At 72.6% G+C, this 14,111-nt stretch carries 12 protein-coding genes; 9 read left to right on the top strand and 3 right to left on the bottom strand.

Going from position 1 to position 14,111, the window contains the following annotated elements:
- The first annotated feature begins 222 nt into the window (after positions 1–222).
- The 3 genes from ACFPLC_RS32500 to ACFPLC_RS32490 all read left to right on the top strand — a co-directional run bounded on the left by ACFPLC_RS32500 (position 223) and on the right by ACFPLC_RS32490 (position 3,544).
- Positions 223–1,479 carry an RsbRD N-terminal domain-containing protein gene (locus ACFPLC_RS32500; RefSeq protein ID WP_378201878.1) on the top strand — a complete coding sequence of 419 codons (1,257 nt, stop codon included), beginning with the start codon at positions 223–225 and terminating at the stop codon, positions 1,477–1,479.
- 207 nt (positions 1,480–1,686) lie between these two features.
- Positions 1,687–2,778, top strand: coding sequence for an aldose epimerase family protein (locus ACFPLC_RS32495; protein WP_378201881.1), 1,092 nt, complete (start codon positions 1,687–1,689; stop codon positions 2,776–2,778).
- Between the two features lie 49 nt (positions 2,779–2,827).
- Positions 2,828–3,544, top strand: a complete 717-nt coding sequence (locus tag ACFPLC_RS32490; RefSeq protein ID WP_378201884.1) for a transporter substrate-binding domain-containing protein — start codon at positions 2,828–2,830, stop codon at positions 3,542–3,544.
- 5 nt (positions 3,545–3,549) lie between these two features.
- Here the strand turns inward: ACFPLC_RS32490 and ACFPLC_RS32485 are convergent, their stop codons facing one another.
- Positions 3,550–4,059 carry a DinB family protein gene (locus tag ACFPLC_RS32485; protein WP_378201886.1) on the bottom strand — a complete coding sequence of 170 codons (510 nt, stop codon included), beginning with the start codon at positions 4,057–4,059 and terminating at the stop codon, positions 3,550–3,552.
- A gap of 192 nt (positions 4,060–4,251) precedes the next feature.
- On the opposite strand from ACFPLC_RS32485, the gene ACFPLC_RS32480 reads away from it, so the two are divergent.
- From ACFPLC_RS32480 to ACFPLC_RS32470, 3 genes are all read left to right on the top strand, one after another.
- A complete protein-coding gene (locus tag ACFPLC_RS32480) occupies positions 4,252–5,844 on the top strand; it encodes an AMP-binding protein (RefSeq protein WP_378201889.1) in 1,593 nt (530 codons plus the stop codon).
- Between the two features lie 407 nt (positions 5,845–6,251).
- Entirely contained in the window at positions 6,252–7,340 is a 1,089-nt protein-coding gene (locus tag ACFPLC_RS32475) for a J domain-containing protein (RefSeq protein ID WP_378202019.1), read from the top strand.
- Between the two features lie 54 nt (positions 7,341–7,394).
- Positions 7,395–8,009: a LysE family translocator gene (locus ACFPLC_RS32470; RefSeq protein ID WP_378201892.1), complete on the top strand. Its 615-nt coding sequence runs from the start codon at positions 7,395–7,397 to the stop codon at positions 8,007–8,009.
- Positions 8,010–8,057: 48 nt separating this feature from the next.
- Here ACFPLC_RS32470 and ACFPLC_RS32465 read toward each other — a convergent pair whose 3' ends face one another.
- Entirely contained in the window at positions 8,058–10,529 is a 2,472-nt protein-coding gene (locus ACFPLC_RS32465) for a M14 family zinc carboxypeptidase (protein ID WP_378202022.1), read from the bottom strand.
- A 187-nt stretch (positions 10,530–10,716) separates the two neighbouring features.
- Here ACFPLC_RS32465 and ACFPLC_RS32460 point away from each other — a divergent pair, with 187 nt between their 5' ends.
- Genes ACFPLC_RS32460 through ACFPLC_RS32450 form a run of 3 tightly spaced genes read left to right on the top strand, consistent with a single transcriptional unit; the run spans position 10,717 to position 13,364 of the window.
- Positions 10,717–11,376: a DUF998 domain-containing protein gene (locus tag ACFPLC_RS32460; protein ID WP_378201895.1), complete on the top strand. Its 660-nt coding sequence runs from the start codon at positions 10,717–10,719 to the stop codon at positions 11,374–11,376.
- A gap of 57 nt (positions 11,377–11,433) precedes the next feature.
- The gene (locus ACFPLC_RS32455; protein ID WP_378201897.1) at positions 11,434–12,735 is read left to right on the top strand and encodes a cytochrome P450; all 1,302 of its coding nucleotides are present in this window, start codon (positions 11,434–11,436) and stop codon (positions 12,733–12,735) included.
- Positions 12,732–13,364 (top strand): TetR/AcrR family transcriptional regulator C-terminal domain-containing protein, encoded by a 633-nt coding sequence (locus ACFPLC_RS32450; protein WP_378201900.1) that lies wholly within the window; start codon positions 12,732–12,734, stop codon positions 13,362–13,364. Before ACFPLC_RS32455 ends, ACFPLC_RS32450 begins: the two co-directional genes overlap by 4 nt.
- Here the strand turns inward: ACFPLC_RS32450 and ACFPLC_RS32445 are convergent.
- On the bottom strand, positions 13,361–14,008 hold the full coding sequence (locus ACFPLC_RS32445; RefSeq protein ID WP_191306707.1) for a GTP pyrophosphokinase: 648 nt from the start codon (positions 14,006–14,008) through the stop codon (positions 13,361–13,363). The two genes, ACFPLC_RS32450 and ACFPLC_RS32445, sit on opposite strands and share 4 nt — an antisense overlap.
- Positions 14,009–14,111: the final 103 nt, after the last annotated feature.

Below are 14,111 nucleotides of genomic sequence, written 5' to 3'. Positions count from 1 at the left end.
CGTCCCGGTTCACAAATCGGATTCCGGAAACCTTTGCCGGAGTTAGTGATCCGGGATTGTCCCGCAGGTGACAAACGCCGGTGCGGCCGTTGCGCCCGGCGTGACAGAAGCCGCTCCCGGCGCAGGGAGGGCGGTTGCCAAGTCCGTTCCCGTGTGAGTACATGACGTCCGCGCCGAGCACGGCGCGCACTGTTCACCAGGCGCGGCAAAGGGGTGTGAGCCATGACCCGGACGACGACGCAGGCGACGATCCCGCACCCGCGGGGCACCGGCCGTGCGCGGCAGCTGTGGTGCTCGCTGCCGACGGAAATGGCGCGCCGGTTCCGGCCGCACGCCGACCCGCTCGCCCGGCGGATCCTCGAGGAGGTCCAGCGGGCCGTTCCCGAGTACGCCAAGCCCCTCGAAGGCGAGTTCGGCAAGATGATCGTGCTCGCGATCGAGCAGGCGGTGCTCAGCTGCATCGACAGCATCGAGGACCTGGCGTCCACACAGGACAATTGGGCGAAGTTGTTCGTGGAGGTCGGCAAGCGCGTGCACCACGACGGCGGCAGCCTCAATTCCCTGCAGGCCGCCTACCGCGCGGGTGGCCGCGCGGCGTGGCGGTACGTCGCCGAACTGGGGCAGGCTCACCGGTTCCCGGCGGCCGTGCTGTGCGTCGGCGCGGAAGCGATTTTCGCCTATGTGGAAGAGATTTCCGCGTGCTCGGTCGAGGGGTACACCCTGGCGCAGGCGATGGCGTCCGGCACGCTCGAGCGACGGCGGCGCCGGCTCTTCGAACTGCTGCTGTCCACCCCGCCGTCGTCCCCGGCGACGCTGGCGACGATGGCCAAGGCAGCGCAGTGGGCGATGCCGGAGTGGGTCACGGTCGTCGCACTCGACCCGCGGACCGACCAGCACCCGCCACCGACCCCCCAGGTGCCCGGCGACGTGCTGCTGGACCTCGACGGCCCCGAGCCGTGCCTGCTGACGCCCAACCCCGACCGGGACCTGCGCGGGCTCGAGGGCCGCCTCCCGGGCTGGCGCGCGGCGGTCGGGCCCCGCGTCCGCCCGGCCGACGCGGCGACGTCTCTCCGGTGGGCCCGCCGCACGCTCGATCTCGCCCGCCGCGGCCTGGCCGGCGACGCCCCGGTCACCCACACGGCCGACCACCTGGCCACGCACTGGCTGCTGATCGACCGCTTCCTGCTCGACGAGCTGTCGGCGACCGCGCTCGCGCCGTTCGCGGGCTTGACGGCGAAGCAGCAGACGCGGCTGGCGGAGACGCTGCTGAGCTGGCTGGAGCACAACGGGAACACACCGGAGATCGCCCAGGCGTTGCGCATCCACCCCCAGACGGTCCGCTACCGCGTGAGCCAGCTGACCGAGCTGTTCGGCGACCGGCTGGCGGACCCGGCGAAGCGGCTGGAGATCCAGATGGCCCTGCGTGCCCACCAGCTGCTGGGCACGCGGCCGCCGGTGGACGGCCGAAGCCAAGCCTGAGCGGCGACCGGCGAGACCGCCCGGCACGGGCCGCCCCACCCGGACAGTTCCAGCAACCGGCGCTTCCGGCCGAGGGCCGGGCGACCGCCGGTCGGGTGCTTCGAGCCGATAGCGGTCGGCGGCGCGCTGGGTGTCCTTGACCGTGCGCGGCCGCGAGCCTACTGTCTTCCCAGGCTGTTAGCGCTAACAGTCGGGGAGGACCCACCGATGACCGCACCCGCACTCACCCGCGAGTTGTTCGGCCAGGCCGACGGCACCGATGTCCACCGGTACACCCTCGGCCGGCCCGGTGGCCCGGTCGTGCGCGTGCTCGACTACGGCGGCGTCATCCAGTCCCTCGAGGCGCCGGATCGCGAGGGGCGGCTCGGCAACGTCGTCCTCGGCTTCGCGGACCTCGACGGCTACGTCGCCAACAACCGGCCCGAGGCCGACCGGGTGTTCCTGGGCGCGGTGATCGGCCGGTTCGCCAACCGGATCGCCGGCGGCACCTTCACCCTCGACGGCGTCCAGTACCGGGTGCCGCTGAACAACGGCAAGAACAGCCTGCACGGCGGCCCCGCCGGGTTCGACACGCGGGTCTGGTCCGCCACCGAAATCCGGGACGGCGACGGCGTCGCGGTGCGGCTCACGCTGGTCAGCCCGGACGGCGACCAGGGCTATCCCGGCCGGCTCACCGCCGAGGTCACCTACCGCCTCGACCCGCGCGATCGGCTGCGCATCACCTACCGCGCCACCACCGACGCGCCGACGGTCGTCAACCTCACCAACCACACCTACTGGAACCTGGCCGGTGAAGGCGCGGGCGACGTCCACGAGCATCGCCTGGAAATCGCCGCGAGCCGGTTCTGCCCGACCGGCGACGACCTGATCCCGGCCGGCGACCCGGTGCCGGTCGAGGGCACGCCGTTCGACTTCCGCCGGGGGGTGCCGATCGGCACCCGCGTCGGCGAACCCGACCCGCAGCTGGTGATCGGCCAGGGCTACGACCACAACTGGGTGCTCGACGACGGCGCGCCGTTCGCCGCCCGGGCGTGGGACCCGGGGTCCGGGCGCCTGCTCACCATGTGGACGACCGAGCCGGGCCTGCAGTTCTACTCGGGCAACTACCTCACCGCGAACCTGACCGGCACGAGCGGCCGCCCGTACCACCGCGGCGCCGGTTTCGCGCTGGAAGCCCAGCACTTCCCGGACTCCCCCAACCGCCCGGACTTCCCCAGCACCGTGCTGCGCCCCGGCGAGGTCTACCACCAGGAGACGGTGTTCGCCCTGACCACCGCGGACGAGCCGCCGGTGGCGTGAGCGACACTCGGGGGGCGCCCGCCCGGGCCCGCCGTTAGCCTCGCCGGTCATGGGAGATCTTTCCGCCGTCGCCCGGGACCTCGCGCCCACCGGCACGCTGCGCGCTGCCGTCAACCTCGGCAACCCCGTGCTCGCGCACGGCACCCCGGCCGACCCGGGCGGGGTCACGGTCGACCTCGCCCGCGAAGTGGCCGCGCGGCTGGACGTCCCCGTGGAGTTCGCCTGCTTCGACGCGGCCCGCAAGTCGTTCGAAGCGCTGACCTCGGGCGCTGCCGACCTGGGGTTCCTGGCGATCGAGCCTGCCCGCGCCGCCGAGGTCGCGTTCACGGCGCCGTATGTCGTCATCGAAGGCGTGTACGCCGTGGTCGACGGCTCGCCGTTCGCTACCACCGCCGACGTCGACCGGCCGGGCGTCCGGATCGGGGTCAAGCAGGGGTCCGTGTACGACCTGTACCTGACCCGGACCGTCGAGCACGCCACGATCGTGCGCGGCGAGGACGGCGTCACGGCGTTCGAGACCGAGGGCCTGGAGGTCGCCGCCGGGATCCGCCAGCCGATGACCGCCTACGTCGCCGCCCACCCCGGAACCCGCCTGCTCCCCGGGCGGTTCATGGAGATCCGGCAGGCGGTCTGCACCACCCCGGCCCGCCGTCCGGAAACGGTCACCTTCCTCCACGAGCTGGTCGAAGAGCTCAAGGCCACCGGGTTCGTCGCCGACGCACTGCGCCGGGCCGGCCAGGACGCGACGGTCGCCCCGCCGGCCTGAGCGCGCTATCGGCCGGTCACGCCGTCGATCAGCTCGCGGCCGACGTCCACGTGCCCGGCGTGCCGGGCGAAGCTCTGCACCAGGTGGCACAGGATCCACGCGAACGTCGGGTGCTCTTCCGCGCCGCCGCGGCGGGTCGTCCGGGCGGCCCGGGCGTCCAACGGTGTGCTCGCGCCGAGCCGGGCGCAGTTCTCGCGCTCCGCCAGGAAGAAAGCCGTGATGTCCGCCGAAGGTTCTTCCGGCGCGACGAACCACTCCTGCTCGGCGGTGCCCGGCCAGGAGAAGTCGACGTCCTCGCCGGCGAACAGGTACCGGATCCAGAAGCGTTCGGTGCAGGCGAGGTGCTTGACCATGCCCAGCGGCGTCCACCCCGACGGCAGCACGCTCCGCCGCAGGTCGCGTTCGGAGAGGCCGTCGAGCTTGCGCAGGACGGCGGTGGCGTTGTGGTCGAGGTAGCCCAGCAGCAGCGCACGCGGATCGGCCAGGGTGGGCGGGGGTTCGGGCGTCTCGACCATGATCAAGAAGCTACTGGGCGGCGGCCCGCGACGTCGTGTTCCCGCGCGCCCACGTCGGGGTGACCCGGGATCCGCCCCGCGCGTCACCGTGTCGCCTTCTCGTCGCCGTCGTCATCGATACGACATTGCGCCTTCTCGACGGTCGCAACGAGTGTTACGTTCGCCAGGGGCGGCCGAGACCGAGGAGCGACGATGCAGCTTTCTCCCAGCGCTCACACCGACTCGTTCTGCCGCGACCGGCTGCCACCCGGCGACCAGTGGCCGCGGCTGGTGTTCGACCTGCCGGAGCTGCACTACCCCGACCGCCTCAACGCCGCGACCACGCTCCTCGACGAGACCGCCGCCCGCCTCGGCGCGGACCGCCCCTGCCTGCGCTCGCCGCACGAGACGTGGACCTACGGCGACGTCCTGGCCCGCGCCAACCGGATCGCCCACGTCCTCACCGCCGAACTCGGGGTCGTGCCCGGCAACCGCGTGCTGCTGCGCGGCACGAACACGCCGTGGCTCGCGGCGTGCTGGCTGGGCGTCCTCAAAGCCGGGGCCGTCGCCGTCACGACCATGCCGATGCTGCGCCGCCACGAGCTCGACAAGATCGTCGAGAAGGCGCGGCCGAGCGTCGCCCTGTGCGACGAGCGCCTGCTCGGCGAGCTGCCGCCCGGCCTGCCCGTCGTGCCCTACGGCACGGAACTGGCCGAACGCTGCGCGCGGCACCCGGCCACCTTCGCCGACGTGGCGACGGCCGCCGACGACGTCGCCCTGCTCGCCTTCACCTCCGGCACGACCGGGACCCCGAAGGCGACCATGCACTTCCACCGCGACCTGCTCGCCATCGCCGACACGTTCTCCCGGCACGTCGTCCGGCCCACCCCGGACGACGTCTTCTGCGGGACCCCGCCGCTGGCCTTCACCTTCGGCCTGGGCGGCCTCCTGGTGTTCCCGCTGCACGCCGGCGCGTCGGTGCTCCTGCTGGAACGCGCGACGCCCAAGGAGCTGGCGTCGATCGTCGCCGAGCAGGCGGTGACCGTGCTGTTCACCGCCCCGACCGCCTACCGCGCGATCCTCGGCTCCGGCGACGGCCCCCTGCTGGCCGGGGTCCGGCGCGCCGTCTCCGCCGGGGAAGCACTCCCGGCCACCCTGGCCGGGCGGTACCGGGAGGTCGTCGGATCGCCGTTGATCGACGGCATCGGCAGCACGGAGATGCTGCACGTGTTCATCTCCGCGGCCGACGGCGACGCGCGCCCCGGCCGGACGGGCAAGGTCGTCCCCGGCTTCCGCGCCGCCGTGCTCGACGTCGACGGCCGGCCGGCTCCGGACGGCACACCCGGCCTGCTCGCCGTCCAGGGTCCCACCGGCTGCCGCTACCTCGACGACCCCCGGCAGGCCGACTACGTCCGCGACGGCTGGAACATCACGGGCGACACGTACGTCCGCGAACCCGACGGCTACTTCCGCTTCGTGGCGCGCAGCGACGACATGATCGTCTCTTCTGGTTACAACATCGCGGCTCCCGAGGTCGAAGAGGTGCTCCTGACGCACCCGGACGTCGAGGAGTGCGCGGTCGTGGGCACACCCGACCCGGATCGGGGCGCGGTCGTGACGGCCTTCGTCGTGCTCCGGCCGGGCGTCGCCCCGGGCCCGGACGTCGCACACGCCCTGCAGGAGCACGCCAAAGCCGTCGCCGCGCCGTACAAGTACCCGCGCCGGGTGCGTTTCCTCGACGCACTGCCGCGCAATGCCAGCGGCAAGCTGCAGCGGTACCTGCTGCGCGAGCGCGGACGGGGGTGACGGGCCCGCTGCCGAGGTGGGGTGGCGGTGGGCCCGTCACATCTGAGGGGTGTCGAGGACATGGCCCAAGCGTAGCCGAGGATTCGAACACATGTTCAGGGCCATTCGGGTAGAACCCGACTACGAACCGTCACCCGAAACTCCGACATTCTCCGCCATGACAACACTTCCGGGTGACACCGAGTCCTCAGTGGACGGTCGACACCAAACCAGGGCACCCGCCGTCGCGCGGGACACCCGGCCGCACCACGCCGGAGCGTCCGATTCCGGGCCGTCACCGGCAAAACTCCTCACACCGCCCTGACCTGCACCGAGGACCATCACCCTGGCGCGCCGCCGAGGCGGTGGCAGCCGCCGCGACCCGACCCCATAAAGTCTTCGCGCAGCCATCGGAGGTGACCACCCGCGTGCCCGACGTCGACTACTACGAGGTGCTCGGCCTCCGCCGCGACGCCACGGCGGCCGACGTCAAGACGGCCTACCGCCGACTGGCCAAGACCATGCACCCGGACGGCGGCGGCACGGTCGGCACGTTCCGGCTGCTGCGCGAGGCCTACGACGTCCTGAGCGACCCGGCCGCCCGCGCGCGCTACGACGGCGGCGCGACCGTGGTGCCGGTGCCGGTCCGGCCGCGTCCCCGGCGGCGCTTCGGCGACGAGCCCGGCTTCGTCCCCGACCTGCCCGAGCTGGACGCCGAGGACCTGAGCTGGTGGCACGTCGCCGGCGAGGACACCCGGACACGGCACGGCCGCCGCCGCGGGCCCGGGCACACGCCGGTGGTCGTCGCGGTCGCCGGGATGGTGCTGGTGCTCCTGCCGCTGGTCACCGGCGTCGGGTTCAGCACGCCGGTCCTCATCGTCTGGCTGCTGCTCACGGCCGGCACCGCACTGCTGGTCCAGCGGCTGGCGCGCGGGTACCTGCGCGACGCCAAGGCGCGCGAGGCGTACGCCGAGGAGTTCGGCGGCCGCACGGTGTTCGGCGCACCCGGCACCGAGCGCGACGAGCTGGCCGAGCGGCTCACCGCGGACCTGCTCGAGGGCTACCTGACCCGGCTGCCGGGCGTCCGCATCTTCCACGGGCTCGCCTGGCCGGGTTCGGTGTTCGCCGACGTGGACCACGCGGTCCTGTGCGGGAAGCGGCTCGTGCTCATCGAGTCGAAGCTGTGGCTGCCGGGGCATTACGAGACGGCGGAGGACGGCAGGCTGCTGCGCAACGGCCGCCCGTTCCGCGGCGGCGGCAGCCGGCTCACCGAAAGCCTGGCGGCCTACCGGGGCTTGCTGCCGGGTGTGGCGCTGCGGGGCGCGATGATCGTATACCCGAGCCGCAGCGGCGAACTGACCACGGCGGATCCCGGTGAGCTGGCGGTCGCCCCGATGACCCCGGAAGAGTTCCTGCACGAGATCGGCGAATGGCTGGCGGCGGATCCGTCCACTGTGGACCACGAGACGCTGCGGAGGCTGCGCGACCAGGTGGTCGGAGGCGGCCGGGCGGCATGAGCAGCCCCCGATTTCCACGCTACCGGAGGACACCGACAGTTCGCGGTCCTGCGCGTGACCGCCGCCACGCTCGGCACCGTTCTGCTGGCCTACCTCCCGGCCGCGATCACCCCCGGCCCCAACTTCGTCCTCATCGCCCACACCGCCGCCACCGGAACCCGGCGCGCCGCGGTCGCGATCGCGCTCGGCGTGGTCGCCGCGGGCGGGCTGCTGGCCGCGGTCGCGGTCTTCGGCCTGGGCACTGTCCTGGCCCGCACGCCGTGGCTGGCGACGGCGTTGCGCGTCGCGTGCGGCGGGTATCTCGCCTGGCTGGGCATCCGGCTGTGGCGGCCCCCGCGGCCCCGCCCGCCCGGCGATCCCGCGAAGCCGACGGCGAGGCGCGGCAACGCCTTCGGCCGCGGCGTCCTCAGCAACCTCACCAACCCGAAGGCCGCCGCGTTCTTCGGGAGCGTCCTCACCGCCACCCTGCCGCCCACCGAACCCACCGCCGTCAAGGCCGCCGCCGTCGCGCTGATCGTCGCCGCCTCGGCCGGCTGGCACCTGAGCGTCGCCCTGCTGTTCTCCTCGCCCGCCACCCAGCGCTGGTACGCCCGCGCCGAGCCGGCCCTCAACCGCGTCGTGGGCACGGTTCTCGTCGTCCTCGGCGTCATCCTCGCCACAACGACGTGAAGGCCTCCCCGCGCGAGCGAGGAGGCCTTCACGAACGGAACCGCACTCCTACCGGACGCCGCCCGAGGCGCGCTGCTTCTGCGCGTGCGCGCTGCGGGTGCAGACCTCGCCGACGTCGACCGTCTGGCCGCGGTCGGCGTAGACGTCCGCCACGCCGACGAGCTTGCCGTTCGGCGACGAGCAGGTCAGCTGGTAGGCCTCCTTCGTCCCGTAGGTCGGCGGGATCGGCGACGAGAACGAGACGTCGCCGGTCCAGTCGTCGACCGCGTTCGGGTCGGCCTGGTCGTAGTTGACCACCACGGCCCGGTAGTCGCCCGCCGGCGGGTCGAACAGCACGGCGTGCTCGGACGTCGTGCCGCCGTTGGCCGACGAGCTGACCAGGTTGCCCGCCGCGTCGTAGATGAACAGGTCCCAGTCGGTCGAGGTGCTCGCCCAGTTGATGTTGACGCTGAACTTCCCGTTGTCGACCTTCGGCAGGCCGTCGACGTGGAAGGTGAACGAGTCACCCGTGGGGTCGGCCGGGTAGTTCTGGTTGATCGCCGGGACACCGGGCGGGTTGGCGACCGCGTAGCCCTGCTGCGCCGGGCCCTGCGGGTCGCGTCCGTACCGGCCGGCCACGTACGGCCGCGTCGACGGGTTGACCGACCAGGCGAAGCGCCCGCCGGTGGCGGTGAACTTCGAGTTCAGGTCGTCGGTGATGTAGATCGGCGGCTTGGTCGAGCCGTCGGGCTGGATCACCGGCGACGTCGGCGTCTGGAACGTCTTGTGCAGCTTGAGCTGGTAGCCCTTGGGCGCCGAGCCGATCAGCGTCGAGTGCTGCTGCGGGTCGGCCGCGTTGCCCAGCATGTCCAGGAACGCCTGGCGGTTGCCGCCCTTGCCGGCGCCGGCCGCGGGGGCCAGGCCCGCGTACTCGGCCACGACGCTGTCGGCGTAGGGGCCGTGGAAGCCGTTGCCGCCGACCTCGATGGTGAAGCCCCAGCCACCGGTCGCCCAGTACGACCAGTCCTCGGTGGTGCCGGTCGTGTCGTAGAGCGCCCAGCTCGGCTCGCTGGTGTAGCCGTTGCGCGAGGCCAGCTTGTCGCCGAGGGCCTTGTACTGCGGCTCCTCCAGCGGCGGGCGGACGTCGGCCACGCCCGGCGGACGCAGCACGAGCGCCGCGACGGTGTGCATCGTCAGCAGGTTCGTCACCTGGCGCGAGGACACGATCGAGCGGACGTTGCGCACCTCGGGCTCGCTGAACGGCGCGGACCCGCGGAAGGTGTCGCCGCTCCAGGTCAGCTCGGCGCCGGCGCCGCCCCAGAAGCCGCCGTAGTTGCGGTTCGGGTCGGTGCCGCGCACGCGGCCGCCCGGGTTCGCCTTGCACACGCCGGTCGCGAACTGCGGCGGCGAGTCGTTGACGTTGCAGTTCTTGCGCTTCATCTCGTAGTCGAACCGGGTGAAGTCGCCCTTGGGCTCGGCCTCGCGGGAGATCTCGAAGCCGTCCGGGTTGATGATCGGCACGACGATGTTGCGCGTCTTGCTCACCAGCGACCGGATGGCCGGGTCCTTCGCGTAGCCGTTGACCAGCTCGTACGCCCATTCCATGACGTGCTCGCCCGCCGGCCACTCCCGGGCGTGGTGCACGCCCATGGTGAAGTTCACCGGCTTGCCGTCGGTCAGGTTCTTGACGTCGGTGGCGATTTCGACGCCGACGACGTCCCGGCCTTCCCACGTCGATTCCGGCATCGTGAACGCCGAGACGAGGTTCGGGTTCTTGCGAGCCAGTTCCTTCATCTCGAAGTTGTACTCGTAGAGGTGCCGGTAGCTGGTGCGCCCGGACGGCAACGCCGAAGCGGCGGTCGTGGCGGCGTACTGGCGGTCGGTCTTCGCGTCCTGGACCGACTTGGCCGACAGGTCCGCCTCGATGACCTTCGACTTGAAGCCGCTGTCCTTCAGCGTCTTGCGGTCGGCGTCGCCGGCGAGCACGACCTCGACCCCGGTCGCGTCACCCTTCTCCGTGACGTCGAGGCCGAGGGCGGTCAGCTTGTTCTTGTCGGCGCGCGTGGGCGTCTCGACGCGGACGAGTTCCGCGCGCTGGGCCGCCGGGGCGGTGCCGGTCGGCGTGCCCTGCGGCGTCAGCGCCAGGAAGTCGACCCCCAGCTGGACCCGATCGGCCGAGCCGCCGTACCGGCAGCCTTGGACGATGAGCTCCTGTCCCTTCTTGACGAAGCTTTCGGCGAGTTCGTGGCTGCGCAACGCCGCCGAGGCGGCGACCACCGCGCCGGTGGCCTTGTCGAACACGGCGACGTCCCAGTCGCCCTCCGCGCCCTGCGCCGCCTTGAGCCGCGCCTGGACGAGACCGTCCACAGTGGACGTCAGTTCCCGGCGATCGGTGCCCGAAGTACCCTTGGGCAGCACCTTCGCGAAGCACGAACGGGCCACCGGCTTGTCGGCGCGCAGGATGTTCTGCGCCGCGCCCGCCGTGCCCGCGGGCAACGCGACGAACGTTCCGGCCAGCGCGACGGCCGAAGCCAGCAGCACCAGCCGTCTTGGTGAATTCCCCACAGGAAGCGACCTCCTTGACCGAGACCGGCACGCACGGACGTACCGGAACCGAGCGACCTTAATGGAGGAAATCCGGCCGCGGACACCGCCGTAAGTCGTACACCGTTCAACCCGCTTCACTCGTTTCACCGGAGTTCAACCGCCGGTCGGCTACCGTCGGTCCATGGTCACGTTCCCTGCGCGACGGGTGTCGGTCGCGGTCTCGCTGACGGGCATCGCGGCCTTGGTGCTCGGCGCCGGCCTGGTGCTGCTGCTGCAGGTCATCCCGCCCACCGACCAGATCAGCGTCACCCGCCGCACGATCAGCGAATACGGCCTGTCCGACCACAAGTGGGTCTTCGACCTCGCGGTCGTCCTGGTCGCCCTCGGCTCGGCGGCCGGCCTGGCGGTCCTGCGCGGCCAGCGCCGGCTCCCGGTGCCCGCGGCCATCCTGGGGACACTGTGGACGGTCGGGCTGCTGGTCATCGTGGCGTTCCCCAAGCCGGACTGGGCGACGGTCTCCCGTGCGGACTTCGGCGGCACGCTGCACCGGATCGCGAGCGTGGTGGCGTTCGTGGCCCTGCCGCTGGCGGTGCTGGTCGCGGCGCGCACGGCGTTCCCGTCGTCGCCCGGGCGGCGTTGGCTGGCGGTCGTGCTGGCGATCGCGTCGCTGGGCTGGTTCGCGGTGATCCTGGGCGCGGTGGCGGTGGCCGCGGCCTCGGACGGGCGCTGGTGGACGTTGATCCCGCTCGGCCTGGTGGAACGCGGGATGGCGCTGACGGAGCTGGTCGCCTTGGGCGTGCTCCTCGCCCCGCTCGGGCAGAGGTCCGGACGACCGCGATAGCCCCGGCACCGGCCGTCGATAACCTACATTGTAGGTACGCCGACCTGAGGGGATGTCATGACCGGAGCCCTGGCCTGGACGAAACCCGTGGTGCGCTGGGGCCTCGGCCACGCACTCCCCCGGACCGTGCTGCGCCGCGAGGCCCGGCGCGGTGACCTGCAGGGGCGGATGGTGGTCGCCGCCGCCGACGGCCGGGACCTCACCGGCCTGTTCGAGGAGATCCGCGACGCCGGTCCGCTCGCGCGCACCCGGTTCGGCTGGATGACCACCACGCACGCCGCCGTCCGGGAGGTGCTCTCCAGCGAGGACTTCCGCGTCGGCGTCTTCGGGTCCGACGGCTCGGCGCTCGGCCGGCTGGGCCAGTGGGCGGCGGGCGAGCACCTGCACCCGGTGCGGCCGCCGTCGCTGCTGGCGGTCAACCCGCCCGAGCACACCCGCTACCGCAAGCTGGTCACCGGCGTGTTCACCGTGCGCGCGGTCGAGCAGCTGCGCGGCCGGGTGCAGGAGATCGCGGACGGCCTGCTCGACGCGCTCGACCCCGGCGCCCCGCTCGACCTCGTCGAGACCTACTGCGGCCTGCTGCCGGTGACGGTCATCAGCGAGATCCTCGGCGTGCCGCCGTCCGACCTCGGCAAGGTGCTGTCACTGGGCGCGGCCGCGGCGCCCAGCCTCGACCTGGGGCTCGGCTGGCGCACGTTCCGCCACGTCGAGACCGCGCTGGCCGAGTTCGACGCCTGGCTCGGCGAGCACCTCGACCACCTGCGCCGCCACCCCGGCGACGACCTGTTCAGCAAGCTCGTCGCGGCCCGCGACGACGGCGTCGGCCTCACCGAGACGGAGCTGAAGTCGACCGCGGGCCTGGTGCTGGCGGCCGGCTTCGAGACGACCGTCAACCTGCTCGGCAGCGGCATCGCGCTGCTCGCGGGCGAGCCCGGGCAGCTCGCCGTGCTGCGGGACCGGCCGGAGCTGTGGGGCAACGCCGTCGAGGAGGTGCTGCGGTACGACCCGCCGGTGCTGCTGACCGGCCGGATGGCCACGCGCGCGACCGAGGTCGCCGGGGTTCCGCTGCCGCGCGGGGCGCTGGTCACGACGGTGCTGGCGGGCGCCAACCGCGACCCGGGCGTGTTCGCCGATCCGGCCGTCTTCGACGTCACCCGGGCCCGCGCGCGCGACCACGTGTCGTTCGGCGCCGGCCGCCACTACTGCCTGGGTGCGTCGCTGGCGCGGATGGAGGGCGAGATCGGGCTGCGCACGATCTTCGACCGGTTCCCCGGCCTGCGGGTGCTGCCCGGCGGCCGCAGGCGGTCGACGCGCATCCTGCGTGGCTACGAGAACCTGCCCGCGGTGCTCGCGCCGTGACGACCCGGCGCGGCCGTCCCCCGCAGGGTGTCCTGTCGCGAGAACGAATTCTGCTCGCCGGGCTCGCGCTGGTCGACGAGGAGGGCTTGGCCGCGGTCAGCATGCGGAAGCTGGCGGCGCGGCTCGGCGTCGACCCGATGAGCCTGTACAACCACGTCGACGGCAAGGACGCGCTGCTGGACGGGATCGCCGAGGTCCTGCTGGCCGCGATCCCCGCGCCGCCGGCCGACGCGGACCTGCGGGGCACGATGTCGGCGCTGGCCCACGGGTTCCGGGCGGCGATGCTCGGCCACCCGCGGGCGGCGCCGCTCGTGCTCACCCGCCGGCTCGCGTCGATGACGGCGCTGGCCCCGGTGGAGGCGGTGCTCGCCCCGCTGCTCGCGGCGGGCTACCCACCCGATCGCGCGGTGCACGGGCTGCGGGCGGTGCTGGCGTTCCTCATCGGCACGCTGATGCGCGAGGTCGAGGCCGCGCCGACGCTCGGCGGCAGCGGCCGGCGCCTGGCGGACCTTTCGGCGTCCGGACTGCCCGCGGTCGCCGCGGCGGCGCCGTACCTGGCCGTGTGCGACCACGAAGCGGAGTTCGAATTCGGGCTGCGGATCATGCTCGACGCGCTGGGCGAGCCTTAGCGGATCCGTTCGTGCAGCGCGGCCATCCGCCGGTCGAGGTCGGCCGCGGTCCGGGCGGCCGCGGCGAGCTCGCCGGCGAAGTCGGCCGGGACGCTGTCGCGGTACTTGTAGGAGAGCTTGTGCTCCACCGCCGCCCAGAAGTCCATGGCGATGGTGCGCAGCTGGACCTCGACCTTGACCTTTTCCACCCGGTCGGACAGGAAGACCGGGATGCGGACGATGAGGTGCAGGCTGCGGTAGCCGTTCGCCTTCGGGTTGGCGATGTAGTCCTTGGTGCGCAGCAGCTCGACGTCGTCCTGCGCGGTGAGCATCCGGGCGACCTCGTGGACGTCGGAGACGAACGGGCAGACGACCCGGATGCCGGCGATGTCGTCGAGGACGTGGGCCGCGGAGACCCAGTCACCGCCGAGACCGCGGCGGCGCACCTTTTCCTTGATCGCCTCGGGCCGCTTCACCCGGCTGGTGATGTGCTCGATCGGGTCGTGCTGGTGGACGAAGTCGAACTCCTCGCTGAGGATCCGCAGCTTCGTCATCAGCTCTTCGATGGCGAACTTGTACATCAGCAGGAATCGCGGGAGCTGCCCGGCGACGGCGAGCTCGTCGGCCGCCTCGCGCAGGTCCTCGGCCGCCGGGTCGGTGGTCACTGAAGCCTCAAGCTGTCGTCGGTCGTTATCCGGGCGCAAGGGTACTGCGCTTCATCGGGAGAACGAACGGCGGCGGGCCGGAGTTCCCGCTATCACCGGTTCG

Origin of the sequence: Amycolatopsis plumensis (assembly GCF_042652605.1) — a bacterium.
GTDB classification, from domain to species: domain Bacteria; phylum Actinomycetota; class Actinomycetes; order Mycobacteriales; family Pseudonocardiaceae; genus Amycolatopsis; species Amycolatopsis plumensis.
This window is presented reverse-complemented; position numbering and strand designations above follow the sequence as displayed.